This window comes from Actinocorallia libanotica (assembly GCF_039525175.1).
In the GTDB taxonomy this organism is placed as follows: Bacteria; Actinomycetota; Actinomycetes; order Streptosporangiales; family Streptosporangiaceae; genus Actinocorallia; species Actinocorallia libanotica.
Genome location: NZ_BAAAHH010000007.1, coordinates 181,862 through 207,704, shown reverse-complemented (window position 1 = coordinate 207,704; position 25,843 = coordinate 181,862). Strand labels below are relative to the sequence as shown.

Annotated in this window: 26 protein-coding genes and 1 tRNA gene; 17 read left to right on the top strand and 10 right to left on the bottom strand. The window is 72.0% G+C overall.

Features of this window, described 5'->3' with window-relative positions; genetic code table 11:
• From ABD140_RS12015 to ABD140_RS12005, 3 genes are read right to left on the bottom strand one after another with little or no spacing between them, the layout of a single operon-like run.
• Positions 1 to 1,482: an IucA/IucC family protein gene (locus ABD140_RS12015; RefSeq protein WP_344239911.1), complete on the bottom strand. Its 1,482-nt coding sequence runs from the start codon at positions 1,480 to 1,482 to the stop codon at positions 1 to 3.
• Between the two features lie 47 nt (positions 1,483 to 1,529).
• Positions 1,530 to 2,924: an IucA/IucC family protein gene (locus ABD140_RS12010; RefSeq protein WP_344239910.1), complete on the bottom strand. Its 1,395-nt coding sequence runs from the start codon at positions 2,922 to 2,924 to the stop codon at positions 1,530 to 1,532.
• Positions 2,917 to 3,999, bottom strand: coding sequence for a siderophore biosynthesis protein (locus ABD140_RS12005; protein WP_344239908.1), 1,083 nt, complete (start codon positions 3,997 to 3,999; stop codon positions 2,917 to 2,919). The genes ABD140_RS12010 and ABD140_RS12005 overlap by 8 nt, the downstream gene beginning before the upstream one ends.
• Positions 4,000 to 4,072: 73 nt before the next feature.
• Between ABD140_RS12005 and ABD140_RS12000 the strand changes: the two genes are divergently transcribed.
• Positions 4,073 to 4,684: an HD domain-containing protein gene (locus ABD140_RS12000; protein WP_344239906.1), complete on the top strand. Its 612-nt coding sequence runs from the start codon at positions 4,073 to 4,075 to the stop codon at positions 4,682 to 4,684.
• Here ABD140_RS12000 and ABD140_RS11995 read toward each other — a convergent pair.
• Positions 4,656 to 4,937, bottom strand: a complete 282-nt coding sequence (locus tag ABD140_RS11995; RefSeq protein ID WP_344239904.1) for a DUF4031 domain-containing protein — start codon at positions 4,935 to 4,937, stop codon at positions 4,656 to 4,658. The two genes, ABD140_RS12000 and ABD140_RS11995, sit on opposite strands and share 29 nt — an antisense overlap.
• Before the next feature lie 86 nt (positions 4,938 to 5,023).
• Between ABD140_RS11995 and nudC the strand changes: the two genes are divergently transcribed.
• Positions 5,024 to 5,929 (top strand): NAD(+) diphosphatase, encoded by a 906-nt coding sequence (gene nudC, locus ABD140_RS11990; protein WP_344239902.1) that lies wholly within the window; start codon positions 5,024 to 5,026, stop codon positions 5,927 to 5,929.
• Between the two features lie 23 nt (positions 5,930 to 5,952).
• On the opposite strand, the gene ABD140_RS11985 is transcribed toward nudC, so the two are convergent.
• A complete protein-coding gene (locus ABD140_RS11985) occupies positions 5,953 to 6,219 on the bottom strand; it encodes a mycoredoxin (RefSeq protein ID WP_344239900.1) in 267 nt (88 codons plus the stop codon).
• Between the two features lie 201 nt (positions 6,220 to 6,420).
• Here ABD140_RS11985 and ABD140_RS11980 point away from each other — a divergent pair, with 201 nt between their 5' ends.
• From ABD140_RS11980 to ABD140_RS11960, 5 genes are all read left to right on the top strand, one after another.
• A complete protein-coding gene (locus ABD140_RS11980; RefSeq protein ID WP_344239898.1) occupies positions 6,421 to 8,529 on the top strand; it encodes an ATP-dependent DNA helicase UvrD2 in 2,109 nt (702 codons plus the stop codon).
• Positions 8,530 to 8,567: 38 nt separating this feature from the next.
• Positions 8,568 to 9,470, top strand: a complete 903-nt coding sequence (gene tesB, locus ABD140_RS11975) for an acyl-CoA thioesterase II (protein WP_344239896.1) — start codon at positions 8,568 to 8,570, stop codon at positions 9,468 to 9,470.
• A 160-nt stretch (positions 9,471 to 9,630) separates the two neighbouring features.
• On the top strand, positions 9,631 to 9,912 hold the full coding sequence (locus ABD140_RS11970) for a hypothetical protein (RefSeq protein ID WP_344239894.1): 282 nt from the start codon (positions 9,631 to 9,633) through the stop codon (positions 9,910 to 9,912).
• 139 nt (positions 9,913 to 10,051) lie between these two features.
• Positions 10,052 to 10,330: a WhiB family transcriptional regulator gene (locus ABD140_RS11965; protein WP_344239982.1), complete on the top strand. Its 279-nt coding sequence runs from the start codon at positions 10,052 to 10,054 to the stop codon at positions 10,328 to 10,330.
• Between the two features lie 80 nt (positions 10,331 to 10,410).
• A complete protein-coding gene (locus tag ABD140_RS11960) occupies positions 10,411 to 10,611 on the top strand; it encodes a hypothetical protein (RefSeq protein WP_344239892.1) in 201 nt (66 codons plus the stop codon).
• 78 nt (positions 10,612 to 10,689) lie between these two features.
• Here ABD140_RS11960 and ABD140_RS11955 read toward each other — a convergent pair whose 3' ends face one another.
• The gene (locus tag ABD140_RS11955) at positions 10,690 to 11,997 is read right to left on the bottom strand and encodes an ABC1 kinase family protein (protein WP_344239890.1); all 1,308 of its coding nucleotides are present in this window, start codon (positions 11,995 to 11,997) and stop codon (positions 10,690 to 10,692) included.
• 273 nt (positions 11,998 to 12,270) lie between these two features.
• On the opposite strand from ABD140_RS11955, the gene ABD140_RS11950 reads away from it, so the two are divergent.
• Both ABD140_RS11950 and ABD140_RS11945 read left to right on the top strand, forming a co-directional pair.
• Entirely contained in the window at positions 12,271 to 12,738 is a 468-nt protein-coding gene (locus ABD140_RS11950) for a M48 metallopeptidase family protein (protein ID WP_344239888.1), read from the top strand.
• Positions 12,735 to 13,343, top strand: coding sequence for a hypothetical protein (locus ABD140_RS11945; RefSeq protein ID WP_344239886.1), 609 nt, complete (start codon positions 12,735 to 12,737; stop codon positions 13,341 to 13,343). Before ABD140_RS11950 ends, ABD140_RS11945 begins: the two co-directional genes overlap by 4 nt.
• Here the strand turns inward: ABD140_RS11945 and ABD140_RS11940 are convergent.
• Positions 13,321 to 13,857 (bottom strand): NUDIX hydrolase, encoded by a 537-nt coding sequence (locus tag ABD140_RS11940; protein ID WP_344239884.1) that lies wholly within the window; start codon positions 13,855 to 13,857, stop codon positions 13,321 to 13,323. The genes ABD140_RS11945 and ABD140_RS11940 overlap by 23 nt on opposite strands.
• Positions 13,854 to 15,221 (bottom strand): zinc-dependent metalloprotease, encoded by a 1,368-nt coding sequence (locus tag ABD140_RS11935; RefSeq protein ID WP_344239882.1) that lies wholly within the window; start codon positions 15,219 to 15,221, stop codon positions 13,854 to 13,856. The genes ABD140_RS11940 and ABD140_RS11935 overlap by 4 nt, the downstream gene beginning before the upstream one ends.
• Positions 15,222 to 15,310: 89 nt before the next feature.
• Here ABD140_RS11935 and ABD140_RS11930 point away from each other — a divergent pair, with 89 nt between their 5' ends.
• Genes ABD140_RS11930 through ABD140_RS11920 form a run of 3 tightly spaced genes read left to right on the top strand, consistent with a single transcriptional unit; the run spans position 15,311 to position 17,945 of the window.
• On the top strand, positions 15,311 to 16,378 hold the full coding sequence (locus ABD140_RS11930; protein ID WP_344239880.1) for an NAD-dependent epimerase/dehydratase family protein: 1,068 nt from the start codon (positions 15,311 to 15,313) through the stop codon (positions 16,376 to 16,378).
• Between the two features lie 33 nt (positions 16,379 to 16,411).
• Positions 16,412 to 16,834, top strand: a complete 423-nt coding sequence (locus ABD140_RS11925; protein WP_344239980.1) for a molybdenum cofactor biosynthesis protein MoaE — start codon at positions 16,412 to 16,414, stop codon at positions 16,832 to 16,834.
• 22 nt (positions 16,835 to 16,856) lie between these two features.
• A complete protein-coding gene (locus tag ABD140_RS11920) occupies positions 16,857 to 17,945 on the top strand; it encodes a YlbL family protein (RefSeq protein WP_344239878.1) in 1,089 nt (362 codons plus the stop codon).
• A 15-nt stretch (positions 17,946 to 17,960) separates the two neighbouring features.
• Here ABD140_RS11920 and ABD140_RS11915 read toward each other — a convergent pair whose 3' ends face one another.
• Positions 17,961 to 18,452: a PPA1309 family protein gene (locus tag ABD140_RS11915; RefSeq protein ID WP_344239876.1), complete on the bottom strand. Its 492-nt coding sequence runs from the start codon at positions 18,450 to 18,452 to the stop codon at positions 17,961 to 17,963.
• Between the two features lie 106 nt (positions 18,453 to 18,558).
• On the opposite strand from ABD140_RS11915, the gene ABD140_RS11910 reads away from it, so the two are divergent.
• The 5 genes from ABD140_RS11910 (at position 18,559) to ABD140_RS11890 (ending at position 25,204) form a co-directional block, all read left to right on the top strand.
• On the top strand, positions 18,559 to 21,480 hold the full coding sequence (locus ABD140_RS11910) for a UPF0182 family membrane protein (protein WP_344239874.1): 2,922 nt from the start codon (positions 18,559 to 18,561) through the stop codon (positions 21,478 to 21,480).
• A gap of 44 nt (positions 21,481 to 21,524) precedes the next feature.
• Positions 21,525 to 21,598: transfer RNA gene (locus ABD140_RS11905), tRNA-Met, on the top strand.
• 124 nt (positions 21,599 to 21,722) lie between these two features.
• A complete protein-coding gene (locus ABD140_RS11900) occupies positions 21,723 to 22,016 on the top strand; it encodes a UBP-type zinc finger domain-containing protein (protein ID WP_344239978.1) in 294 nt (97 codons plus the stop codon).
• 21 nt (positions 22,017 to 22,037) lie between these two features.
• Complete coding sequence (locus ABD140_RS11895) at positions 22,038 to 23,744, top strand: NAD(P)/FAD-dependent oxidoreductase (protein ID WP_344239872.1); 1,707 nt, start codon at positions 22,038 to 22,040, stop codon at positions 23,742 to 23,744.
• Positions 23,741 to 25,204, top strand: coding sequence for an ATP-binding protein (locus tag ABD140_RS11890; RefSeq protein ID WP_344239870.1), 1,464 nt, complete (start codon positions 23,741 to 23,743; stop codon positions 25,202 to 25,204). Before ABD140_RS11895 ends, ABD140_RS11890 begins: the two co-directional genes overlap by 4 nt.
• On the opposite strand, the gene ABD140_RS11885 is transcribed toward ABD140_RS11890, so the two are convergent.
• Positions 25,119 to 25,736: a hypothetical protein gene (locus ABD140_RS11885; RefSeq protein ID WP_344239868.1), complete on the bottom strand. Its 618-nt coding sequence runs from the start codon at positions 25,734 to 25,736 to the stop codon at positions 25,119 to 25,121. The two genes, ABD140_RS11890 and ABD140_RS11885, sit on opposite strands and share 86 nt — an antisense overlap.
• Positions 25,737 to 25,843: the final 107 nt, after the last annotated feature.

Below are 25,843 nucleotides of genomic sequence, written 5' to 3'. Positions count from 1 at the left end.
TCACCCCGCAAGAGGATTGGTGACCATCACGTAGCCCGCCGCCCGGTCGGCCGAACGGCTCCAGCGGGCGAGCAGGTTGGCCTTGGCCGGGAGGGGGGCGCCCTCCAGGACCTCGCGCATGCGCCGGTGGCCGGAGAACTCCTCCAGAAGACGTGCCGCCGTCTTCCACAGGACGGGTTCGCAGTCGGGCTCCCGGTCGGCCAAGGCCGCGGCGAGCTCGGCGAGGTGGTTGACGAACAGGCAGTACGCGACGCGGTTCCAGCCGCGTTCCTCGTCGTAGGTCACCGCTTCACGCGCCCGCTGCGGCAACTCCTCCAGCTCCCAGCCGGGCAGCAGCTTGGTGCCCTCCAGATCGCGGAAGACGGCCCGCACCGGCATGCCGTCGGCGTCGGGAACGATGAGGACGTTCTGCAGATGCGGTTCCAGGACCACGCCATGTTCGAAGAACAGGCGCAGGACGGGCAGTGCCACCGCCTGCACGTAGGCCTCCCAGTAGGCGAGGAGGTCGATCTCGGCCGGAAGGAACCGCCCGTACGGGTCGGCCAGCGCCGCCGCCATGACGGCGTTCTCGGGTGCTCCTTCCCGCAGGATGACGCCCAAGCCCTCGTACAGCGTCCGGTCGGCGAGCGCGACGGTGCGGTAGGCGGGCTCGCCGAGCAGGCCCTCACCCAGCAGCGGCTTCAGCAGCCCGGTCAGCACGGGTGCGGCGGCCAGCTCGTACCAGGCGTTCTTCCGCACGCAGTTGGTGATCCGCACGTCGAGGCTGAACTTGGCGAAGAGTCCGCAGGCAGGGGCGAAGACCGTTCGCACCGACGAAGTCGGCACCACTTCCTCGCCTTCGCCCAGGTCGCGCAGCAAGCCGTGTGACAGCGCCTCCCGCAGCAGAGGCCGCTCCTGCAGCAGCCTCCATTGCCAGGGATGCACGGGCAGCACACCCTCCTCGGCCAGCGCGGAGAAGTCGCCCGTGCCGTCCAGCAGTTCCGGATCCGCCCCGAGCAGCCGCAAGCGGAACCGGGCGCCCGCCTCCGGCGCGTACGGCAGCCATGCCGCAGGCGATCCCTGCCGGGACTTGGGCGACGGATGGAAGCGGTGCCCGGCGTGCAGCGACTGCTCCGAGGCCAGCAGCGGCCGGAGGCCGGAGTCGGTACGGCCCGAACGCGCGAACACGCTCATGGCCTCGTGGCTGGAGGCGACCTGCCGGAGGAACTCCGGGTTGTCCGTGCCCGTGCGGAGGGCCAGCTCGGCGGCGACCAGCTCGGCCACCTCGCGCCACCCGAGGTCGGCGTCGCCCGCGGTGAACGGGCCCGCCAGCCGGGGCGACGGACCGTGGGACGGGCGGGCCAGCCGGGCGGTGACCGTGGTGTGCGCCAGCTCTACCGCCAGCCGGTCGCCGTCGTCGCGCACCCGTCCCGCCGGTCCGCTGACCTCGCGTATCAGGCAGTTGAGCAGGGCGACGGCGGTCGCCTCGTCCGCGGATCCCACGCTGTGCAGCTCAGCCAGTCCGTTTCCCCCAGTGGACCTGGTCGAGGTCAGCGGCACGGAAGCTCCTTCAGGTAGTTGGGGCCCGGTGGGCCGTAGTGCTTGTTGATGTCGGCGGCCCCCGTGCGCTGCTTGGGGACGAGCGTCCCGGCGGTGAGCATCGCCTTGGTGGGCAGCCGGTCGGCGTCGAGCGTCCGCGACCGCAGGAAGGGGTCGGCCACCGCCTCGTCGAGGCGGTCGCGAACGAGCCCCAGCGCCCGCTCCAGCGGCATCAGCCCGCGTTCGGCGAGCCCGAAGGCGAGCGCGCCCGCGCACAGGTGCAGGGTGATCGTGACGAAGACCCGGGCCCGCGCCTCGACGTCCCCGACCATCCGGGGGTCCTCGAAGTCGCCTTCGGCCAGCATCGCCCCGTCGTTGTCCTTCAGCAGGAGCTCCAGGCGGGGGGTGACCGCCACGTTCTGCTGGTGCGCCTCCAGCGCGATGCCGTACTTCTCGAAGAGCACGACGTTCCAGGCGAACAGCACGCGCAGGTAGCCGCTGAAGAACTCCGCGACACCGGCGTCCCCGGCGAGCTCCTCGACGACGTACGGGCCTTCCGGAGTACGCGCCAGCAGCGCCGCGACCGGCACGGCGTCGGCGACGGGCATCCTGCGCACGAGGAACCCGAGGTAAGGGTCGCCGGCGTGCCCGTACGTCTGCTCGTCGGCGAGGAGGACGGGCAGCCCCTCCTCGGCCGCGACGCGCGTCAGCAGCGCCTGTACGCGGGCGCCGTCCACCAGCGTTCCGGGTTTGATCGAGCGGACGTTGCGGCTGCCGAGGGTGCTGGTGGGAAGCGGCACCTTCAGGTGCTCTCGCGGAGTCACGGCCAGCGTCCGCATCGACAGGGTCGGCCGCACCCGGAGATGGGAGGCGGGCGCCTCCACGATCCCCCTGGCGGCGGTCAGCGGGTGGACGGGGAACGGCGTCACGTCCGGCGGGAGGCCGAGCTCACCGGGTTCGGGCCACCAGGACGGCGGCTCCCCGGCCAGGACGGGCTCCCGCACACCCGTCCACCGCAGGGTGAACGACGGCTGGTACTCCGGCGCGTACCGGCGCAGCTCCTGGCCGGACAGGCCGAGCCTGCACCGGCCCAGCGGATGGACCGGATGCCCGAGCCGGGCGGCCAGCGCGTCGTGTCTTCCCTCGCCGGGCCGGACGGGCGGCAGCGCGGCGCGTTCGGCCTCCAGCGCCTCGCGACACTCCCGCTCGAACGTCTCCACGTCGTCTCCCGGCTCGGCCGCTTGGCGCACGAGTTCACGGAGCCGGGCGAGACCGACCCCCGAACTGATCCGATCTTCCGCGAGAAAACCGTCGCGTTCTACCCGCGCGCCCTCTACCGGCCACCGCACGTATCCCTCGCGCACGAGCGCCGACAGCACCCGCGCCGCGAACTCCTCCTCAGTCAACGGACCACGTTCCGGTCCGCCGGAACTGCGCGAGCGCGCCCTCCACCGCGGCGCGGTCGGGCCCCACCACCTGGATCGTCCCGAGGTAGTCGCGGTTGGTGCGAGTGAGGGTGATGACGTCGCCGGAGGAGCGCTGCGGACGGTAGGTGACCGTCGCCTCGCCGTGCCGCGTCACGCCGGGCTCCGGCGCGCCGCGCAGCACTCCCGAGCGGTCCGCGACGAGGTAGTCGACCGTCGCGGCGAGGCCGGTGGCGGGCTCGAACACGGGCGGCTCGCCCAGATGCGTCAGCAGGACGTCGGCGAACAGGTCGCGTCCCAGCAGCTCGGCGAGGAGGAAGTCGCAGTGGTCGCCGATCATCCGGTAGTTGACCTCGACGATCCGGGCGCGGCCGTCCCGGACGACGAACTCGGTGTGGCAGGCGCCGAATCCGACGCCCAGTTCCGCCAGCTGCGCCAGCACCTGCGGCGTCTCGGGCGGGGGAGGCGCCCAGTCCAGCCGCTCCTCGATGAAGTGGGGCTCTGGGGAGAGGGTGGTGTGGAAGGAGCCGAGCACCCGCCCGTTCAGCGTCTCCAGGGTGTGCAGCTCACCCCGCAGGTACTCCTCGGCGACCATGGGCCGCCGGGGGGCGGGCAGCAGGGCCAGCTCGTCCGGGGAGCGCACGAGCACCACGTCCTCGCTGGCCACGCCCTCCCGCGGCTTCACAACCAGCGGGTACGGCGCGTCCCGGGGGACGGGGAACGGCGTGGACCACACGTCGCCCAGGTGGGCGCGCATCAGGTGCTTGTTCTTGCAGCGCAGCGCGGCCTTCCAGTCCTTGCCGGGGAGTCCGTGGAACTCGGCGGCGAGCGCCGTGGCGGCCTGCAGATGGTCGCTGTTGGAGAAGTAGGCGTCGGGCCGCCCCGCATGGACGATCTCCCGGTAGTCGGTGACGTCGCAGGGGAGGACCCGGTGCCCGGTGTGCTCCTCCGGCCGGTCGGTGAGGATCGTGACGTCCAGGCCGAGCCGTGCGGCGGCGGGCAGGAAGCCGTGCGTCACCGAGTCCGTCGCCTTGCCCGCGATGAAGAAAACCTGCACCCGTCCCCCTTTGTTAGGCAAGCCTTGCCTAAGGCTAGCGAGCGGGGATCGGAGAACGTGGGATATTGGGGCGATGGATCTCGTGGCTCGTTGGACGGCCCTGGCAGGCGCGGACACGCGGCGGCTCGGCGAGGAGCTCCTCGCCCGCTACGCCGAGCCGCACCGGCGCTACCACACGCTCCGCCACCTGGAGTCGGTGCTCGACCTGGTGGACGAGTTCGAGGCGGAGGCCGACGACCCCGACGTCGTCCGCCTCGCCGCCTGGTTCCACGACGCGGTGTACGACCCGCAGCGCGACGACAACGAGGAGCGCAGCGCCGTCCTGGCCGAACGCATGCTCACCGACACCTCGCTGGAGGCCGGGCGGGCGGCGAAGGCGGCGGCCCTGGTGCGCATGACGAAGACGCACGAGCCGCACGACCGCGACGGCCGGGTGCTGTGCGACGCGGACCTGGCCGTCCTCGGGGCGGACGCCGACGCCTACGACGCCTACGTGCAGGCGGTGCGCGAGGAGTACGCCTTCGTCCCCGAGGAGTACTTCGCCGCGGGGCGCGCCGCCGTGCTGGAGCAGCTCCTGGCCCTGCCGTCCCTCTTCCACACCCCGGCGGGCAAGGCGCGCTTCGAGGAGAAGGCGCGCGCGAACCTCCGCGCCGAACTCAAAGCGAGAAAGAGCCGGGCCGGCTGAACTTCGGCCGCCGCAGCCCCGACCTGCGCAGGTGCCCCAGCACCTCCTGGCAGCTCACCGGAGCCGCCCCGAGCAGCACCGCGTGGTCGTAGGCCTCCTCGGGAACGTCGTAGTGGTCGCGCTCGAAGGCGCGGGGCGGCGCTCCCAGCCGGTCGGCGAACACGTGCAGCTCGTCGAAGGACAGGTCGCTGATGAGATGGGACCACAGCCGTCCCCGGGCCTGCCAGATCGGCGGATCGATGTAGATGGCCATCGGTACAGCGTAGACAACGGGATACCACTCCGGAGGAGGGCGTCGAACTGGATAGTTTGTACTTTCCCCGGTAGGAGGAGAGAGGCATGTCTCTGGGTTGGCTGGCGTTGGCGCGCGGAACGCTCGATCGGGTGGCCGAGCGCCGCCGGGACGAGGACTGGGTGACCGCCGCCTGGGCCGGCTGCCGGGTCCTGGTCGTCGACGAGCGCGGGCGGGTGCCCTTCCGGCTGGACGACCGCCCCCGGCTGGCCTTCGTGCCGGCCCGGCGGGCGCCCATCGGGGAGCGGGTGCTGCTGGGCGTCGACGAGGACAAGAACGCCTACTTCGCGGTGATCGCGACCCTGCCCGAGCAGGAGGGGGTGGAGGTCGCCGACCTGCGCCGCATCGGCGCCCTGCTGGACGACGTGGAGTCCGGCATGATGACCCACGCCGTGGCGATGGCCCTGTGGCACGCCGCCCACCGGCACTGCCCGCGCTGCGGCGCCCTCACCAAGACCGTCGCCGCCGGGCACGTGCGGGTCTGCCCCGAGGACGGCGTGGAGCAGTACCCCCGGCTGGACCCCGCGGTGATCATGCTGGTGACCGACGACGACGACCGCGTGCTGCTGGCCCGCGGCACCGCCTGGCCCGAGGGCCGCGCCTCGGTGCTCGCCGGCTTCCTGGAGCCCGGCGAGTCGCTGGAGCAGGGCGTCGTCCGCGAGGTGTACGAGGAGGTCGGCCTGCGCGTCGAGGACGTGCGCTACCTGGGCAGCCAGCCGTGGCCGCTGCCGCAGAGCCTCATGCTCGGCTTCGTCTGCCACGCCCCCGGCGAGCAGAGCCTCCGCCTGGAGGCGAGCGAGATCGCCGAGGCCCGCTGGTACGACCGCCAGGACCTGCTCACCGCCACCCTCGCCGGCGACCTCGTCCTGCCCGGCAAGGTCTCCATCGCCCGCCAGCTCCTGGAGCACTGGTACGGCGGGGAGCTGCCGGGCAGCTGGGGCCTGGGCCTGTAGCCCCCGGCCCCGGCCGGACGGCCTCAGGCCGAGCCGGCCCCGAGCCGCTCCATCTTGGCCTTGACCGCCTTGGCGCTGGGGTTGGTGGCCGCGCTGCCGTCCGGGTAGACGATGGTCGGCACCGTCATGTTCCCGTCGTTGACGCTCATGACGAACTCGGCGGCCTTGGGGTCCTGCTCGATGTCGATCTCGAACAGCTCGATGCCCTCCCGGGCCAGCTGGGCCTTCAGGCGCTTGCAGAAACCGCACCACGGAGTGGTGTACATGGTCAGCCGGCCGGTCGTGCTCATCTGACTTCCTCGCTGCTAGGGGATCTCTCATCCTGCCAGAGGCCGGAACGCGGCTGAGCTGCGGATCATTCCCCCATACCGACCATCCATCGGGGTGGCGCCCGCCTGGCGGCGGGCTGCCGACGGCTGGACGTGCGCTGACGCGTACTGACGTTCCACAGGGGTGACGCAGGTGGTGGGCGGGGCTGGGAGTATGGGGGAATGGACGCACAGGCGGTGCTCAGGGGGCTCGATCCGGAGCAGCGGGCGGTCGCCGAGGCCGTCTCGGGGCCGGTCTGCGTGCTGGCGGGGGCGGGCACGGGCAAGACGAGGGCGATCACCCACCGGATCGCGTACGCGGTGCTGACGGGGCGGGTCAAGCCGCAGAACGTGCTGGCTGTGACGTTCACCAACCGGGCCGCGGGGGAGCTGCGGGGGCGGCTGCGGGGGCTGGGCGCGCCGGGTGTGCAGGCCAGGACGTTCCACGCGGCCGCCTACAAGCAGCTGCTGTACTTCTGGCCCCGCACGGTCGGCGGGGAGCCGCCCCGCCTGATCGAGTCGAAGTTCGCCCTGGTGGCCGACGCCGCCCGCGCCTGCCGCCTCTCCCTGGGCCGCACCGAGCTGCGGGACGTCGCCGGCGAGATCGAGTGGTCCAAGGTCACCCAGACGCGGCCGGAGGACTACGCCGCCGCCATGGCCAAGCAGGGCCGCAAGCCGCCGCTGGACGTGGTGGACGTGGCGCGCCTGTACGTCATGTACGAGGAGCTGCGCCGCGAGCGCAACCTCCTGGACTTCGAGGGCATGCTGGAGATCACCGCCGCGCTGCTGGCGGAGTACCCCGAGATGGCCCGCGCCGTCCACGACCAGTACAGGTACTTCGTGGTCGACGAGTACCAGGACGTCAACCCGCTGCAGAAGCTGCTCCTGGAGGGCTGGCTGGGCAAGAGGCGGGAGCTGTGCGTCGTCGGCGACCCCAGCCAGACGATCTACTCCTTCACCGGCGCCACCCCCGGCTTCCTGCTGAACTTCACCGCCGAGTACCCCGGGGCCGAGGTGGTGCGCCTGGTGCGCGACTACCGCTCCACCCCGCAGGTGGTGCGGCTGGCCAACGAGGTGCTGAAGAACGCGCCGCGCCGCCTGGAACTCGTCGCCCAGCGCCCCGACGGGCCCGAGCCCTCCCTCTCCTCCTACGACGACGAGCTCGCCGAGGCCCAGGACACCGCCCGCAAGGCGGCCAAGCTCATCGCCGAGGGCGTCCCGCCCCGCGAGATCGCGGTGCTGTTCCGGATCAACGCCCAGTCCCAGGCGTTCGAGCAGGCCTTCGCCGACGCGGACGTGCCGTACGTGGTGCGCGGCGCCGAGCGCTTCTTCGAACGCCCCGCCGTCCGCGAGGCGGTGGTGCGGCTGCGCGGCGCCGCCCGTTCCGGCGGGGACGCCGAGCTGGACGGGATGGGCCTGGCCCACCAGGTGCGGGCGGTGCTGGCCGGGTGCGGCTTCACCGACCGGCCGCCGGAGGGCGCCGGCGCGGTGCGCGAGAAATGGGAGTCGCTGGCCGCGATCGCCCAGCTCGCCGAGGACCTGGCGGCGGCCGAGCCGGACGCCGGGCTGCCCCGCTTCACCGCCGAGCTGGAGGAGCGCGCGGCCGCCCAGCACGCCCCGCCGCTGGAGGGCGTCACGCTGGCCTCCCTGCACGCGGCCAAGGGCCTGGAGTGGGACGCGGTGTTCCTGGCCGGGCTCGCCGACGGCACGCTGCCCATCGTCTACGCCGTGACCCCCGAGCAGGTCGAGGAGGAGCGGCGGCTGCTGTACGTCGGCATCACCCGGGCGCGGGAGCACCTGGCGCTGTCCTGGGCGCAGGCGCGTTCGCCCGGCCAGCGGCGCAACCGCCGGGCCAGCCGGTTCCTCGACGGGCTCCAGGCGCTCGGCGGCGCCGCGCGGGCGGCGGCGCCGCCCCCCGCGCGGGCGGAGTCCACGGCACGCCCCGGCCTCTCCCGCGGCCCGCTGCCGTGCCGGGTCTGCGGCCGTTCGCTGCTCCGGGCGGTCGAGCGCAAGCTGGGCCGCTGCGAGGGCTGTCCGGCGGAGCTGGACGAGGCGCTGCTGGAGGCGCTCCAGGACTGGCGGGCCGCCACGGCCGCGGTGGAGAAGGTGCCGGTGTACGTGGTCCTCACCGACGCCACGCTCCAGGCGATCGCCGAGCAGCGCCCCTCCTCGCGGGCGGAGCTGGCGCGGGTCGGCGGCATCGGCGCGGTGAAGCTGGAGAAGTACGGATCGGCGGTCCTCGCGCTGTGCCGGGGCGAGGAGCCCGGTGAGACGTTTGTCGCAGCCCCCTGAAGACGACGGATCCGCCGGTCTTTGCCACACTGGGTGTCGTGGACACCTCGTTGAAGAACCTGTTGGACATCCTGGATCTCGAGCAGATCGAGGACGACATCTTTCGCGGTAGGAGCCCCGAGGACTTCCGGCAACGGGTCTTCGGCGGCCAGGTGGCGGGGCAGTCCATGGTCGCCGCGGGCCGGACGGTGCCGGTGGGCCGGCACGTGCACTCGCTGCACGCCTACTTCATCCGGCCCGGCGACCCGCTGGTGCCGATCGTCTACACCGTGGAGCGGGTGCGGGACGGCAGGTCCTTCAGCACCCGGCGGGTGACGGCGGTCCAGCACGGCAAGGCGATCTTCACGCTCTCGGCGAGCTTCCAGGTGCCCGAGACCGGGCCCGAGCACATGGTCGAGATGCCGGCCGCGCCCGACCCCGAGAGCGTGCCGCCCACCCGTGACAGGTTCGCGGCGATCTTCGGCGAGAAGGTCGCCGACGAGTACGAGCGGCGCCGCCCCTTCGACCTGCGGCACGTCACCCCGATGACCTACGAGGCGGCGGGCAAGCCGGAACTGGCCACCCGGGAGTCCCTGGTCTGGCTGAAGACCATCGGCAAGCTGCCCGACGACCCGCTGCTGCACGTCTGCCTGATGACGTACGCCTCGGACATGACGCTGCTCGACACCGTCCTGCTCAACCACGGGCTGGCCTGGGGCGACGCCCGCACGATCGGGGCGAGCCTGGACCACGCCATGTGGTTCCACCGCCCGTTCCGCGCCGACGAGTGGCTGCTGTACGCCCAGGAGTCCCCCTCGGCGGGCGGCGCGCGCGGCCTGGCGCGGGGCCAGGTGTTCACCCGGACGGGCGAGCTGGTGGTCTCGGTGGTGCAGGAGGGACTGGTCCGGGTCATCGGTGAGCCCGGTGAACCCGGTGTGCTCCAGTCGCCCTTCGACGTCTGAGACCCCGCGGAAGTTCGTGGCGCCGGGAGTGTGATCGGCCACGAAACCGCAGGTAGAAAATAGCTTGATTGATTTCCCCGGCTTCTCGTAGGCTCAACGCAGCACAGAAGACAGGTCCGCGCCCGGAGCGTGGGACCGCGAACCCCGAAGGAGGGGCGACATGACGACTTTGAACAAAGACACCGGCATCGCCGCTTCCGTTCTGGGTGCAACGGACCTCCAGCTCTGCAGGGATCTTGAAGGTGCTTCCGCCTATGGCGTTTCCGCTCTGATGGGCGGCGGTGTCGTGATGTCGCAGCGGTGGCGTGGGCTGAACGAAACGATCATGAATGGCGGAGCAGCAGCCGCCGGCGTGATCGCCGCACCCTTCGCCCACCCGACCCAGGCGCCCGCAGTGCGCCGTAGTGTGCTGGCTCCGTATCCGGAGAGACCACCGGTCTGACAACGACCGGAGAGACTCCAGGGCCGCGGATCCAGCACAGGATCCGCGGCCCTTTTGGTTCTTCAGCACCAGAGCAGGCCCGGAAAACCTCGAACGACAAAGACGTTGAGATCCAACGAGAGGACCGAGGGTGAACCTCATCCAGGGGCTCGAGCCGACCTTCCCGGCTGTGGACGACCTCCCCTGCCGTACCGACCCGGAGCTGTTCTTCGCCGAGTCGCCCGCCGACGTCGAGCACGCCAAGGCGCTGTGCGTCGACTGCCCGGTCCGCAAGAGCTGCCTGGCCGGCGCGCTCGAGCGGCAGGAGCCGTGGGGCGTGTGGGGCGGCGAGCTGTTCGTCCGCGGCGAGATCGTGGCCCGCAAGCGGCCGCGGGGCCGTCCGCGCAAGAACCCCGCTCCCGACGAAGTGGCCGCGTGATCACCGTGCGCCGCATCAGCACCGACCTGCGGGTGGCGGCCGTGAGGCCGTCGCCCGTTCCGCCGAAGGAAGAGAAGAAGATGAGCTTGCTCAGTGTAGAGATCAGCCGTGAGCGAATACGCGCGCTGGAGGAGGAGGTGGCCGCCCTCCAGTGGGCGGCCGAGATCCGGCGCACCCGCCGGGAGACCCTCCGCAAGGTGGTCGCCGACACCGGCCGCGCCACCCGCGAGGAGGCGGGGATCACCCTGCGCCGGATCAGGGGCCTGGTGGCCCGGAGCTGATCCGCCTCGCGATATCCCGCCCGCGGTGGGAGAAGACGGACGGCCCCGGCGCACCGCCGGGGCCGTCCGCGTGCCGGCTCACTCGCCGGCGAAGCCCTTCACCCAGGCGAGCGCCTCGCCGCGGAAGGGCCCCTCGGCCTCCAGCTGGCACAGCACCCCGGTGCCCAGGCCCACCGTCCGGTGCACCAGGACGTAGTCCTTGGGCAGGTTGAGGTAGCGCACGACGTTGTCGGGCCGCAGGTCGGTCACCCGCGCCGCCTGGTCGCGCAGCCACTCCCGGCTGAACTGGAAGGTCTCGGACTTCAGCGGGACGGCCATCGGCTCGATGAACGCGGCGAGCTGCTCGCCGTCGACCTCGACGCCCTCGCGGATGATGCCCTCGGCCCGGCAGGCCTCGACGATCGCGTCGGGGTCGCCCAGCGTGCCGATCCGCATGAGGGCGCCGATCTCCTCCTGGAAGCCGCCCTCCAGCCGGTCCACCGCGCCGAAGTCGATGACGCCGAGGCGGCCGTCCTCCATGAGGCGGAAGTTGCCCGGGTGCGGGTCGGCGTGCAGGTGGCCGCAGCGTGTGGGGGCGGAGAACAGGAAGCGGGCGAACAGCAGCCCGGCGCGGTCCCGCTGCTCCTTGTCCCCGTCGGCGATGATCTTCGACAGCGGGATGCCGTCGATCCACTCGGTGACCAGGACGGTGCCGGACTGGGCCACCACCTCGGGGACCAGGAAGTCGGGATCGCCGGAGTAGGCGTCGGCGAAGGCCTGCTGGGAGGCGGCCTCGACGGTGTAGTCCAGCTCCTCCTGGACCCGGACCTTCAGCTCCTCCAGGATGGTCTTCATGTCGGCGCCGGGGAAGAGCACCCCGACCAGCTTGCCCATCCGGGCGAGCTGGTTGAAGTCGCCGACCAGCGCCTTGCCCGCGCCCGGGTACTGGACCTTGACCGCCACCGCGCGGCCGTCCTTCCAGACCGCCCGGTGCACCTGGCCGATGGACGCCGCGGCGGCGGGCTTGTCGTCGAAGGACCGGAAGTCCTCCCGCCAGTCGTCGCCCAGGTTCTCGGCCAGCACCTTGTGGACGGTCGCCACCGGCATCGGCGGGGCGGACTCCTGCAGCCGGGTCAGGGTGGCCCGGTAGGGGCCGGCGATCTCGGGCGGCAGCGCCGCCTCGAAGATCGACATCACCTGGCCGAACTTCATCGCCCCGCCCTTGAGCTCGCCGAGCACCTTGAACAGCTGCTCGGCGGTCCGGGCCTGGATCTGGGTGGCGACGGCCTCCGCCGACCTGCCGAAGGTCTTCTTGCCGAGGCCCAGGGCGGTGCGTCCGGCGAAGCCCAGGGGGAGGGCGGCCAGCTTGGCGGTGCGCGTGACGGCGCGAAGTGGAAGATCGCTCACAGCCTCATTGTCCGTGATAAAGGGTCGTTCACGCCACAATCACGAGAAGGAAATGTAAGTGATCATTTACAGCTCGGGGTCGTGACGCAGGGATCATTAAGAGTATGTCGAGATCTGTAGGGATGTGGATAACTTCTGGGGATACAAGGCTTTAACGAACTTTGACCTGCAAAGACGTGGTTTGCCCCCTGTGGAAAACGCAAAGTTTGGGCTACGGTTGCGCATGTGCCCCCCAACGTCGAGGTCCGCCGCAGCCCCCGACGCCGGAGAACCGTGTCGGCTTACCGTGACGGCGAGAAGACCATAGTCATGCTGCCCTCCAGCCTGTCCAAGGCCGAGGAGGAGTACGAGATCGCCCGGATCCTGGAACGCCTCGACGGCAGGGAGCGGCGCAACCGCCCGCCCACCGGCGACGCGGAGCTGATGGAACGCGCCATGGAGCTCTCCCACCGCTACCTGGGCGGCCTCGCCATGCCGCACAGCGTGCGCTGGGTGGCCAACCAGCGCAGCCGCTGGGGCTCGTGCACCCCGGAGGACCGCACCATCCGCATCTCCAGCATGCTGCGCGGCATGCCGGTGTGGGTGGTCGACTACATCCTCGTGCACGAACTGGCCCACCTCCTGGAACCCGGCCACAACGCGGCCTTCTGGAAGCTGGTCAACCGCTACCCCAAGACCGAGCGGGCCCGCGGCTACCTCGAAGGGGTCACCGCGGCACGGAGCCTGGAGCCCACGGGTTGAGGCACGTCGCGGTCCTGGCCGGCTCCGCCCCGGCCCAGGCGCCCCCCGGCGTCGACCCGGACGCCTGGCGGCGCGCCCTGCTGGAGGACGTCTACGAACTCGCCGAGAGCCTGACGCAGGTCAGGGCCGTCATGGCCGCGCCCGCCCCGCTGCTGGCCGAGGCCGAGACGCTGACCTGGCCGGGCGCCCTCCTGGTGCCCGCCCGCACCCCCGGCGAGGTCCTGGCGGCGCTGGCCGGCGCCGGCGCCACCGAGGCCGTCGTGCTGGCGCCCGACGCGCCCGACCTGCCCGCCCTGCGGATCGGCAAGCTCTTCCGCGCCCTGGCCCTGGCCCCCGCCGCGGTCTGCCCCGCGCCCGAGGGCCTGGTCGCCCTGGCCGCCCGCCTGCCCCTGCCCTCCTGGCTGGCCGGGGCGCTGGAGGGCCTCACCCTGGAGGACCCCGACGCCACGGCGCGGCTGCGGGCCGCCGCCGACTTCCCCGGCCAGGTCCAGCGGGCGCCCGGCTGGCACCGGCTGCGCGCCCCCGCCGACGTGCGCCTGCTCGACCCCGGCCTGGAGGGCTGGGAGAACACCAGGCTCCTGCTCAGTGCTCCAGTGCGCGCCTGACCAGGGAGCGCACCACGCGGTCGGCCGAGTCCGGCAGCGCCGCCACCGGGAACCAGCGCAGGTCCGCGGACTCCTCGCTGATGCGGTGGCGGGCGCCCGGCGGGGCGAACGCCAGATACTCCACGTCCAGGTGCCAGGAGCCCTCCGGGTGGCAGCGGACCGCGTGCCGGTCGAGCTGGACCGGGCCCTCGGAGAGCACCAGGCCCTCGATGCCGGACTCCTCGGTGGCCTCCCGCAGCGCCGCGGCCGCCAGCGAGGCGTCGCCGGGCTCGCAGTGGCCGCCCAGCTGCAGCCAGCCCCCGATCTTGCGGTGCAGGGTCAGCAGCACCTCGGTGCGGTCGGCGTTGACCACCAGCGTGCTGGCGGTGATGTGGCCCGGGCGGCAGGCCCGCCACACACCGTCGGGATGCAGGTCCAGATGCTCCAGGAAGACGCCCCTCGCCGCGTCTTGCTCCGGCGAGGGCGCCTTCCAGTCCGTCAGGACGCCGACGACGTCGGCGTGCAGTGCCGTCACTTCTCCTCGGGGGAGTCGTCGGTGCCGGTGCCGTCCGCGTCGTCGCCCGGCTCCTTGGGCGCCGGGGTGTCCTCCAGCTGCGACAGGTCGAACTCCAGCTCCTTGGCGTGCAGGAACAGGTCGGGGTTCTCCAGGTCGTCCGCGGTGGGCAGCAGGTCCGGGTGCCCCCACAGCGCGTCGCGGTCCTCGGCGCCCCGCAGCTCGGTCAGCGACCCCCACAGCGTCTCGGCCTCGCGCAGCCGCCGGGGCCGCAGCTCCAGGCCGACCAGCGTGGCGAAGGTCCGCTCGGCGGGGCCGCCGGTGGCGCGCCGCCGGCGCATCGCCTCGGCCAGCGGCGCCGCGCTGGGCAGCCTGCCCTGGGCGGAGGCCGCCACGACCGTGCCGACCCAGCCCTCGACCAGCGCCAGCAGCGTCTCCAGCCGGGACAGCGCCAGCTTCTGCTCGGGAGTCTCCTCCGGCGTGAGCTGGATCTCCCCGCCCAGCGCCTCCTGCATCGCCTGCGGATTGCTCAGGTCCAGGCCCGCGATCTTCTCCTCCAGGCCGGACAGGTCCACCTTGATGCCGCGCGCGTAGTCCTCCACGGCGCTCAGCAGCGCCTGGCGCAGCCACGGCACATGGGCGAACAGCCGCTGGTGGGCGGCCTCCCGCAGGGCGAGGTAGAGCCGGATCTCCTCGGCGGGGACCTCCAGTCCCTCGGAGAACGCCGCGACGCCGGCGGGCAGCAGCGCGCCGACCCCGTCGGGCGCCAGCGGAAGCCCGATGTCGGCGGAGCCGATCACCTCCTTGGCCAGCGCGCCCAGCGCCTGCCCGGCCTGGCCGCCGACCATCGCCCCCGACATCTGCTTGACCATGCCGATCAACGGTCCGGCCATCGCCGCCATCTCCGGCGGCAGCTCGCCGCCGGGGCCGCCCATCGCCCCGCCCATCGTGTCGACCATGCGCGCGGCGATCGGGTCGACCAGCTTCTCCCACACCGGGAGCGTGGCCTCCAGCCACTCCGACCTGCTCCACGCCTGGGGCGTGCGGATCCCGGCCGGCAGCACCGTGCCCTCGTCCAGCCACAGGTCGGCCAGCCGCAGCGCCTCGGTCACCTGGGTGCGCTCGGCCGTCACGACCGAGGGATCGCCGCCCTCCACGACCACATGGCGGGCGATGTTCTTGACCATCTCCCAGTTGACCGGGCCGCTCCCGGGAGCGGTTCCCATGCCGCTCAACATGTCGGCGAACTGCCTGAGCATCGCCGCGAACTGGTTCATATCGCCGGGGCCGCCGCTTCCGAACCCCATGCCGAACGGATCACCGCCGGATCCGCCGCCGCCCTCGTCGTCGGAGGGCCGGTTGAAGCCGAAAGGAGTGTCACCCATCAGAATCGCCTTAGGCTGCGAGGAAAGGCCATAACCTCAAGGTAGTCGTTTTCGGGGGCGGGCCGCGTCGGGGGGAAGGAACGTTCGCCATGAGCACAGGAGCGGAGAGGACCGTCGCGGTCACCGGGGCCGCCTCTGGAGCGGGCCTGGCGCTCACCGCCAGGCTCGCCGCCTCGGGGCGGTTCGCCAGGGTCGTCGCGCTGGACACCGAGCGGGGCGAGCTGCCCGGCGCCACCGGGGTGACCTGGCGCATCACGGACGTGCGCGACCCGGTGCTGGCCGGCCGGCTGGACGGCGTGGACGTCCTGGTGCACACCGACGTGGACCGCTCGCCCGACACCGACCCCCGCGAGCGCCGCACCTACAACGTGCGCGGCGCGCAGACGGTCATCGCCGCCTCGGCGGGCGCCGGGGTCGGCCGGCTCGTCCTGGTCACCTCCGCCTCCGTCTACGGCGCGGACGCCGCCAACCCGATCCCGCTGCCCGAGGACTCCCCGCTGCGGGCCGAACCCGACACCAGCGTCGTCGGCGACTTCCTGGAGATCGAGGAGCTGGCGGCCACCGTCCCGCACCCCGGCGTGGAGATCACCATCCTGCGCCCGGCGGTGCTGGCCGGACCCGGCGTGGACACCGTGGCCACCCGCCACTTCGAGGCGCCCCGCCTGCTGACGGCCAAGGGCGTGCCGCCGCACTGGCAGTTCTGCCACGTGGACGACCTGGTGAGCGCGCTGGAGCTGGCCGCGCTCGGCGAGGTCACCGGCGCGGCGGCCGTCGGCTGCGACGGCTGGCTCGACGGCGGGGCCGTGGAGGAGATCACCGGCAAGCGCAGCTTCGAGCTGCCCGCCTCGGTCACCTTCGGCACCGCCCAGCGGCTGCACCGCCTCGGCCTCACCCCGGCGCCCGCCACCGACCTCTACTACGTCGTCTACCCGTGGGTCGTGGACTGCGCCAAGCTGCGCGAGACCGGCTGGCGGCCCTCCTACGACAACGAGACCACCCTCAAGGCGCTGCTGCAGGAGTCCTCCGGGCGCCTCGCGGTGGTCGGCCGCCGGGTCGGCGGAAAGGAGGCCACCATGGCCACCGCCGCGGGCGCCACCGTCGCGGTGATCGGCGCCGCCGCCGCGGTCCGCCGCGCCCGCCGCAAGCGCCGCCTGTAGCGGTATGTTCGTTCCGTGACTGTCATCAGGCTGATGGACGTCCGGGACGAGCCGCTGTCGGTGGACGAGGTCGTCGGCGCGGTCAAGGGCCCCCGGGCGGGCGGCACCGCGTTCTTCGTCGGCTCGGTCCGCGACCACGACCGCGCCCAGGGCGAGACCGGCGAGCGGGACGTCGTCCGGCTCACCTACAGCGCCCACCCCACCGCCCTCGACCGGCTGCGCGAGGTCATGGAGAAGGTGGCCGCGGACTTCCCGGTCACCGCCCTGGCCGCCGTCCACCGGGTGGGCGAGCTGGAGATCGGCGACCTGGCCGTGGTGGTGGCCGCCGCCGCCCCGCACCGGGCCGAGGCGTTCGCCGCCTGCCGGCGCCTGATCGACGACCTCAAGCACCAAGTCCCGATCTGGAAGTACCAGGAGTTCGCCGACGGCGGCTCGGAGTGGGTCGGGGCCTGCTGAAACCGGCAATAAGCTTGCGCGCATGGTCACCCTGGAGAAGGAGAACGTCCGGCGCCCCCACCGCAGGGCGCTGACGCTCGGGCTGGTCGCCGTCCTCGTGCTGGTGCTGGCGGTCGTCGGCGCGGTCATGCCCGTGCCGTACGTGTCGCTGCGCCCGGGGCCGACCATGAACACCATCGGCGCCAACCCCGAGACCGACAAGCCGCTGATCGAGATCACCGGCGCCCCGACCCATCAGGCGAGCGGCCACCTCAACTTCACCACCGTCGCCTACACCGGCGGGCCCAAGCGCCCGATCAGCCTGTTCACCGCGCTGCGCGACTGGCTGAACGACGAGCGCGCGGTGGTCCCGCAGGAGACGATCTTCCCCAAGGACGAGACGGTGGAGGAGGTCGAGCAGGAGAACACCTTCCTCATGGAGGACTCCCAGCAGACCTCCGTGGCGGCCGCGCTGATCCAGCTGGGCCAGAAGCCCTCCACGGTCGCCGCCGTGCAGACGGTCGAGAAGGGCCTGCCCGCCGACGGGGTGCTCCAGCCGGGCGACGAGATCCTCGCCGTCGCCGGGGTGGCGGCCGACCGCACCACCCGGGTGACCGGCGCGCTCAAGAAGTACAAGCCGGGCCAGTCCGTCGAGCTGACCGTGCGCAGGGCGGGCAAGGAGCAGAAGGTCACCCTGGCCCTCGCGCCCTCGCCCCAGGACGCGAACCGCGCCGTCATCGGCGTGGTCCTGCGCGACCGCTACGTCTTCCCCATCGACGTGAAGATCAGCGTGGGCGACATCGGCGGGCCCAGCGCCGGCCTGATGTTCTCGCTGGGCATCTACGACCTGCTCACCACCGGCGACCTGACCGGCGGGAAGTTCATCGCCGGCACCGGGACGATCACCGCCGACGGCCAGGTCGGCGCGATCGGCGGCATCCAGCAGAAGATGCTCGGCGCGCGCAAGGCCGGAGCCACCGTCTTCCTCGTCCCGGCCGGCAACTGCGACGAGGCGGTGCCCGCCGCGCCCGAGGGCCTCCGCCTGGTCAAGGCCGAGACCCTGGACGGCTCCATCAAGGCGCTGCAGGCGCTGCAGAGCGGTCAGGGAGCCGTCCCGAGCTGCTCCTCCTGAAAGAGGCGCCGGCGCTCACTCGTCCGGCAGGAGGGTCTGGGCCAGCGCCTCGGCGAGGTCGGGCACCAGGTCATCGGCCGACAGCAGCTCGTCCTCGTGGCGGCGGATGCGCAGCACCGCGTGCCGCGCGCCGTCCCGGACCACCCCCACCACGATCTTCAGCTCCTCGTGCAGGGGGTGCGCCGCCGCCCAGGCGACGGCGTCGCCCTCGTCGGGGATCTGGTCCTCCACCTCCGGCGGCAGCGTGATGCGCACCATCGCCAGGGCGCAGCCGGCGACGCTCTCGGGCCAGACGATGCCCGGCAGCAGCGCGCCGATATCCTCGTCGGGCAACTCCCCCTGGTCGACCGCGGTGAGACCGTCGCCGGCCGCCAGACCCAGTTCGTCAGCGAGTTCGGGCTGCACCTTCAGCAGCTCCGAGGTCTCCACCAGAGCGAACAGCCGCGGGGGACCGTCCCAGCCGGTCTGCTGCTCGATGCTCTTCACGGTCTCTTCCAGTGCGGTCATGCCGTTATTGTTTCGCCGCCCGGCAAGTGGTCCGGTCGGGAACTGTGGAAGTTGTGGATAAGTTGCGTAGTAGAGCCGACAGGAACTTGAGAATCGGAGAGAAGCGTTGAGCTTCCGAAATCCGGGCCCGGGGCGCCGCCTCCCCGGCCGAGGCCCCAGACTCCTGGCGCCCGTACTGATCACCTTGGCGGTGCTGGCAGCACTGTTCTTCGTCTTCACCGGCGTGTGGACGGACCTGCTGTGGTACCGGTCCCTGGGAGAGAACTTCTCCAAGGTCTTCACCACCCAGATGTGGACCAGGGCGCTGCTGTTCTTCAGCGGCGGCCTGCTGATGGCGCTGGCCGTCGGCGCCAACATCGTGATCGCCTACCGGCTGCGCCCGGCCTACCGGCCGGTCTCGGTGGAGCAGCAGGGCCTCGAGCGGTACCGCACCGCCGTCGACCCGCACCGCAAGGCCGTCCTGTTCACCCTGCTCGGCGCGATCGGCCTGTTCAGCGGCCTGTCCGCGGCGGGCCAGGTGGGCACCTGGCTGGCGTTCATGAACCGCACCCCCTTCGGGGAGAAGGACGCGCAGTTCGGGATGGACATCTCGTTCTTCGTGTTCGTCTACCCGTTCCTGCGGCTCATCCTCGGCTTCGCCTTCGTCATGGTCGTCCTGTCGCTGCTGACCGCGGTGGCCGTGCACTACCTGTACGGCGCCCTGCGGCTGCAGGGCCCCGGCGACAAGGCCAGCCTCTCGGCCCGCGCCCACCTGTCGGTGCTCGTCGGCCTGTTCGTGCTGCTGAAGGCGGTCGCCTACTGGTTCGACCGGTGGGGCCTGGCCTACTCCGAGCGCGGCCGCGTCACCGGCCCCGGCTACACCGACGTCAGCGCGGTGCTGCCGGCCAAGACGATCCTCGCCGCGATCGCGCTGATCTGCGCGGTCCTGTTCTTCGTCAACATCTGGCGGCGCGGCATGATGCTGCCGGGCGTGGGCTTCGGCCTGCTCGTCCTGTCGGCGATCCTGCTGGGCGGCGTCTACCCGCTGCTCATCCAGCAGTTCCAGGTCAAGCCGAACGAGCTGGCCAAGGAGCGCCCCTACATCCAGCGCAACATCGACGCCACCCGGACGGCGTTCGGCGTCGAGAACGTGGCGGGGCAGGACTACGCGCCCAACAAGCAGCCCGGCTCCAAGGAGCTCCAGGAGTACTCCAAGACGCTGCCCAACGTCCGGCTGCTCGACCCCGAGCTGCTGTCGCCGACCTTCCGCCAGCAGCAGCAGCTCCAGGGCTTCTACGACTTCGCCAACCCGCTGGACATCGACCGCTACCCCGACGCCAAGGGCGAGCCGCAGGACACCCTCGTGGCGGTCCGCGAGCTGACCGGGCCGCCGGAGAACGCCTCCGGCTGGGTCAACGAGCACCTCACCTACACCCACGGCTACGGCTTCGTCTCGGCCAAGGGCAACCAGGTCGACCCCGAGAGCAAGGGCCCGGTCTACCAGACCTACGGGATGCCGCAGGACTGCTCGGACAAGCTGGAGGACGGCTCCTGCCGGCTGAAGATCGACAAGCCGCAGGTCTACTTCGGTGAGCGCTCCCCGCAGTACTCCATCGTCGGCAACCAGAAGGAACTGGACTACCCGCCGAACCAGCAGACCACCTACACCGGCATCGGCGGTGTGAAGATGGACTCCTTCGTCAACCGCGTCGCCTACGCGCTGAAGTTCCAGGACCGCAACATCCTGCTCTCCAGCGAGATCACCGACAAGTCCCGCATCCTCTACGACCGCTCGCCGCGCGAGCGGGTCCAGAAGGCCGCGCCGTGGCTGACCGTGGACGGCAACGCCTACCCGGTCGCCGCCGGAGGCCGGATCATGTGGGTCGTCGACGCCTACACCACCTCCGCCGGCTACCCGTACGCCGAGCGGGTCAACCTGCAGGACCTCACCCGCGACAGCAACACCGAGCGGCCGTCCGTCGGCGCCCAGCGCCGCGACGACATCAACTACATCCGCAACTCGGTGAAGGCCACCGTCGACGCCTACGACGGCACCGTCACGCTCTACACCTGGGACGAGGAGGACCCGGTCCTCAAGACCTGGAAGAAGGCGTTCCCCGGCACCGTCAAGAGCAAGGCCGAACTGAAGAGCGCGATGGACGGGCAGATCTACTCCCACATCCGCTACCCCGAGGACATCTTCAAGGTCCAGCGGGGCGTGCTCTCGAAGTACCACGTGACGGACCCGAGCGGCTTCTACAGCGGCCAGGACTACTGGCAGGTGCCGACCGACCCCACCGAGAAGGGCGTCACCGAGCCCCCGTACTTCCTGACCATCCAGATGCCGGGCAAGGAGAACGCGGCCGAGGCCGAATCCCCCGACTTCGCGCTCACCTCGACCTACGTCGCCCGCAACGGCAACAACCTCACCGGCTACCTGTCGGCCAACAGCGACCCCGACTCGGCGAGCTTCGGCGAGCTGAGACTGCTCCAGGTGCCGCGCGAAGTCCCCATCCTGGGACCCACCCAGATGCAGAACGACTTCAAGGGCAATGAGAAGGCCGCGCCCATCCTCAACCGGCCCCAGGGCAGCACCACGGAGGTCGTCTACGGCAACCTGCTGACCCTGCCGTTCGCCGGCGGGTTCATGTACGTCCAGCCCGTCTACCAGCAGGCCGCCACCGGAGCCCAGTACCCCGTCCTCGGCTGGGTGCTCGTCTCCTTCGGCGACCAGATCGGGTTCGCCACCACCTTCGAGGAAGCGCTCGAGCAGATCCTCAAGCCCGGCACGGACGTCCCCGAGACCGCGGGCGACACCCCGTCCCAGGAGGGCGACGAGCAGCCGGCGAACACCTCGCCGAACGTCCAGCAGGCCATCGACGACGTCAAGAAGGCGCTCGGCGAGGCCCAGGAGGCCCTGAAATCCGGCGACCTGCAGAAGTACGCCGACGCCCAGGACAAGCTGGAAGCCGCCATCAACAAGCTGGTCGAACTCCGCGACCAGGCGGGCCAGACCCCCGCGAGCACACCGAGCACACCGGGTAACTGATTTGCCCAACCCCGCTCCACCCCGTAGACTCATGAACATACCGACGCGGGGTGGAGCAGCTCGGTAGCTCGCTGGGCTCATAACCCAGAGGTCGCAGGTTCAAATCCTGTCCCCGCTACGAAAAGAAGACCCCCGTGGTCGCGAATCTGGGATTCGCTGCCACGGGGGTCTTTTGCTTTGTCTTGCGGTGGGTGGGGGACGGGGGCGGGGTGTTGATCTTCGGGGCGGGGGAGGGTGGGGGTATGGGAGATCAATGCGGACATCTTGATCAGGTGGATGTCGGAGCGGAGCCCTCGGGGGAGGGGTGCGTGGAGTGCTTGCGGAAGGGGGGGAGATGGGTGCATCTGCGGATGTGTCGGTCCTGCGGGCATGTGGGGTGCTGTGATTCTTCGCCGGGGCGGCACGCCACGGGGCACTACCGGGAGGCGGGGCATCCGGTGGTGTCGTCCTTCGAACCGGGGGAGGACTGGTGGTGGTGCTACGCGGACGAGCTGACGTTCGGGGTGGAGGGGGCTCCGGATTATGCGCATTCGTGAGATTCGTGTTGCATGGGGCGCATGATTCAGGGTGAGGACGGGGTCGGCGCGCGGGAAGCGCAGGTGCGGGAGGAGCAGAAGGCGGTCCTGCTGACCGTCGACGACGATCCCTCGGTGTCCCGGGCGGTGGCCCGGGATCTGCGGAAGCGCTACGGGCAGGGGCTCCGTGTCGTGCGGGCGGGCTCGGGGGCCGAGGGGCTCGAGGTGCTGCGGGAGCTCAAGCTGCGGGGGCAGCGGGTGGCCGTGGTGCTGGCGGACTACCGGATGCCCGAGATGAGCGGGATCGAGTTCCTCGAAGCGGCGATGGACCTGTTCCCGCGGGCGCGGCGGGCGCTGCTGACGGCCTACGCGGACACGGACGCGGCCATCGCGGCGATCAACGTGGTGGACGTCGACCACTACCTGCTCAAGCCCTGGGACCCGCCGGAGGAGAAGCTCTACCCGGTGGTGGACGCGATGCTGGAGGCCTACCGGCGGGAGCCCGACGCACCGGTGGCGGAGACCAAGGTGGTCGGGAACCGGTGGTCGCGGCGGTCGTACGAGGTGCGTGACTTCCTCGCGCGCAACGCGGTGCCCTACCGGTGGCTGTCCGACACCTCGCCCGAGGCGGAGCGGCTGCTCAAGGCGGCCGAGGTCGGGAACGACGAGCTGCCCGTGGTGATCACTCCCGAGGGGTCCGCGCTGGTCGCGCCTTCGGCGGCGGAGCTCGCGGACGCGGTGGGGCTGGCGACCACCCCGGCCACCGACTTCTACGACCTGATCGTCGTGGGAGGCGGGCCGGCGGGGCTGGGGGCGGCCGTCTACGGGGCGTCCGAGGGGCTGCGGACGCTGCTGGTGGAGCGGCAGGCCACCGGGGGCCAGGCGGGGCAGTCGTCGCGGATCGAGAACTACCTCGGCTTCCCCGACGGGGTGTCGGGGGCGCAGCTCACCGACCGGGCGCGGCGGCAGGCCGTCAAGTTCGGCACCGAGATCCTCACCTCCTGCGACGTCGTCGGGCTGCGGGCCGAGGGGCCCGCGCGCGTGCTCACCTTCGACGACGGGCGGGAGATCGCCGCGCACACCGTGATCATCGCGACGGGGGTGTCCTACCGCGAGCTGGAGGCGCCCGGGGTCGCCGAACTCACCGGGCGCGGCGTCTTCTACGGCTCGGCGATGACCGAGGCGGCGCACTGCACGGACGAGGACGTCTACCTGGTGGGCGGCGCCAACTCCGCGGGGCAGGCCGCGGTCTACTTCGCCAGGTACGCGCCCTCGGTCACGCTGCTGGTGCGGGGCGAGTCCCTGGAGGCGAGCATGTCCCACTACCTGATCGAGCAGCTGCGCGCCCTGGACAACGTGCACGTGCGCCTGCGGACGCAGGTCGGCGAGGCGTTCGGCGACCAGGGCCTGCAGGGGCTGCGCCTGACCGGCGCCGAGGGCGGCGGTGAGGAGGTGCCCGCGGGCCACCTCTTCGTCTTCATCGGGGCGCGCCCGCACACCGACTGGCTCGAAGGCGTGGTGGAGCGCGACGAGCACGGGTTCATCCGGACCGGCGCCGACCTGGTGACGGACGGGCGCCGCCCGGCCGGCTGGCTGCCCGACCGCGACCCCTGGCTGCTGGAGTCCAGCCTGCCGGGCGTGTTCGTGGCGGGCGACGTGCGGGCGGACTCGGTCAAGCGGGTCGCCTCGGCCGTCGGCGAGGGCGCGATGGCGGTGACGCTCGTGCACCGCTACCTGGGCGCGTCATGACCGAGCGGCTGAGCCCGGCGGAGCTGCGCGGGCTGTTCCTGTTCGAGCGCCTGGACGACGAGCAGCTCGCCTGGCTGGCCGGGCACGGCTGGGTGGAGCCGGCCGCGGCCGGGACGGCGGTGCTGGCCGAGGGGGCGCCCGCCGAGCGGCTGGCGGTGCTGCTGTCGGGCACGCTCCGGCTGTGCCAGCGGGTCGGCGCGGACGAGGTCGAGGTCAACCGCACCGACCAGGTCGGCGTCTACGCCGGTGCCACCCGCGCCTACCTGCCCGAGGGCGAGCAGCAGTACACCGCCACGGTGTGGGCGGTCACCGACTGCCGGTTCTGGTTCCTGGGCAGCGCCGACTTCTCGGAGTTCATGCACCGCTGGTTCCCGATGGCCATCCACCTGCTGGAGGGCCTGTTCCTGGGCATGCGCGCCAACCACGCGATCGTCGGGCGGCGCCAGCAGCTGCTCGCGCTCGGCGCGCTGTCGGCGGGCCTGACCCATGAGCTCAACAACCCGGCGGCGGCCGTCGTCCGGGCGGCCGCGGCGCTGCGCGAGCGGGTCGGCGGGACGCGGCGCAAGCTCGCGATGCTCGCCCACGACCAGATCGACCCGCGGATGCTGACCCTGCTCGTCGGCGTCCAGGAGGAGGCGGTCCAGCGGATCGCCGCCGCGCCGAAGCTGGGCGCGCTGGCCGAGGCCGAGCGCGAGGACGAGCTGACCGACTGGCTGGAGGACCACGGGGTCGCCGGCGCCTGGGAGCTGGCGCCGATCTTCACCGGGGCGGGCACCACCACGGACTTCCTGGACCGGCTGGCGGAGTCGGCGCCGCCGGAGCTGCTGGAGGGCTCCGTCCGCTGGCTGGCCTACACCCTGGAGTCGGAGCTGCTGCTGGCGGAGATCACCGAGTCGGCCGCCCGGATCTCCGGCCTGGTCGGCGCCGCACGGCAGTACTCCCACCTGGACCGCACCCCGTACGAGCGCGTGGACGTCCACGAGGGCCTGGAGAGCACCCTCGTCATGCTGGGCGCCAAGCTGGAGGGCGTGCGGGTGGTCACCGAGTTCGACCGGGCGCTGCCGCCCGTGCCGGTGTTCGCCGGCGAGCTCCACCAGGTGTGGACGAACCTCATCGACAACGCGGTGCAGGCCATGGACGGCACCGGGACCCTCACCCTGCGCACCTCCCTGGACGCCGACCACGCGCGGGTCGAGGTGTGCGACACCGGCCCCGGCGTGCCCCCGGAGCTGAAGGGGCGCATCTTCGAGCCGTTCTTCACCACCAAGCCGGTCGGCCAGGGCACGGGCCTCGGCCTGGACATCTCCTACCGGATCGTGGTCGGCCGCCACGGCGGGGACCTGAACGTCGAGTCCGAGCCCGGCGACACCCGGTTCATCGTTCGTCTTCCGCTGCGGGATCGTCCTTCGCCGGAGGAGCCTTCTCCGGGTCGGGGAGAAGCGGCTGGATCCGCACCCTGAAGGCGGCGCTGTTGTCCTCCTCGAGCAGTTCGGGGGTCTGCGACTCCACCTGAAGGAGGATCTTGGGCCGGGCCAGCCCGGCGTCGGACCTGCGCAGCTTCGCCGCCTTCAGCTTCAGCGGCACCAGGCGGTGGTCGGCGGGGGCGATGCGCCTCCACCGGCAGGTGATCGTCGTGACGCCCTCGGGGGAGAGGCTGGAGGCCGCCTGGCGGCAGCCGGAGGTGTCGACCGCCGTCAGCTCCCTGGGCAGGGTGATGGTGAGCACGGGCCGCAGGGCCTCGGCGGGCCCGCCGTTGCCGACGTTGACGAACGCGGTGCCGGTCCGCCCCGGCCGCAGCGACCACAGGTCCCCGGCGACGGTCAGGTCGGCGAAGGACGGGTCGAGCGTCTCGCGCGCGAGGGGCGCGAACGCGTCGCGCGCCGGTGCGGGAGGCACCGTCCGGGGCGGGATCGCGGGCAGGGCGGCCGCCGACCCGGGCAGGGCCAGGGCCGCGGCGGTCCCGAGGGCCGTCCACATCGTCGGTCTGCTCACGGCATCGAGTGGTAGCCGGACGCCGTCGTCACGGCCTCCCGCCGCGCCGGAGAAGGCGGTGAGGAGGCGCGTTCTTGGGGCGGACGTGAAGGGTCAGCCTCGCGCGG

Bases quoted from the DNA above. Each gene is read 5' to 3' on its own strand.
- ABD140_RS11890 (WP_344239870.1), top strand. From the start codon at position 23,741: ATGACCGAGCGGCTGAGCCCGGCGGAGCTGCGCGGGCTGTTCCTGTTC.
- ABD140_RS11895 (WP_344239872.1), top strand. From the start codon at position 22,038: ATGATTCAGGGTGAGGACGGGGTCGGCGCGCGGGAAGCGCAGGTGCGG.
- ABD140_RS11970 (WP_344239894.1), top strand. From the start codon at position 9,631: ATGACGACTTTGAACAAAGACACCGGCATCGCCGCTTCCGTTCTGGGT.
- ABD140_RS11985 (WP_344239900.1), bottom strand. From the start codon at position 6,219: ATGAGCACGACCGGCCGGCTGACCATGTACACCACTCCGTGGTGCGGT.
- ABD140_RS11920 (WP_344239878.1), top strand. From the start codon at position 16,857: ATGGTCACCCTGGAGAAGGAGAACGTCCGGCGCCCCCACCGCAGGGCG.
- ABD140_RS11960 (WP_344239892.1), top strand. From the start codon at position 10,411: ATGAGCTTGCTCAGTGTAGAGATCAGCCGTGAGCGAATACGCGCGCTG.
- ABD140_RS11935 (WP_344239882.1), bottom strand. From the start codon at position 15,221: ATGGGTGACACTCCTTTCGGCTTCAACCGGCCCTCCGACGACGAGGGC.
- ABD140_RS11980 (WP_344239898.1), top strand. From the start codon at position 6,421: ATGGACGCACAGGCGGTGCTCAGGGGGCTCGATCCGGAGCAGCGGGCG.
- ABD140_RS11925 (WP_344239980.1), top strand. From the start codon at position 16,412: ATGGACGTCCGGGACGAGCCGCTGTCGGTGGACGAGGTCGTCGGCGCG.
- ABD140_RS11995 (WP_344239904.1), bottom strand. From the start codon at position 4,937: ATGGCCATCTACATCGATCCGCCGATCTGGCAGGCCCGGGGACGGCTG.
- ABD140_RS12000 (WP_344239906.1), top strand. From the start codon at position 4,073: ATGGATCTCGTGGCTCGTTGGACGGCCCTGGCAGGCGCGGACACGCGG.
- ABD140_RS11900 (WP_344239978.1), top strand. From the start codon at position 21,723: ATGGGAGATCAATGCGGACATCTTGATCAGGTGGATGTCGGAGCGGAG.
- ABD140_RS11930 (WP_344239880.1), top strand. From the start codon at position 15,311: ATGAGCACAGGAGCGGAGAGGACCGTCGCGGTCACCGGGGCCGCCTCT.
- ABD140_RS11915 (WP_344239876.1), bottom strand. From the start codon at position 18,452: ATGACCGCACTGGAAGAGACCGTGAAGAGCATCGAGCAGCAGACCGGC.
- nudC (WP_344239902.1), top strand. From the start codon at position 5,024: ATGTCTCTGGGTTGGCTGGCGTTGGCGCGCGGAACGCTCGATCGGGTG.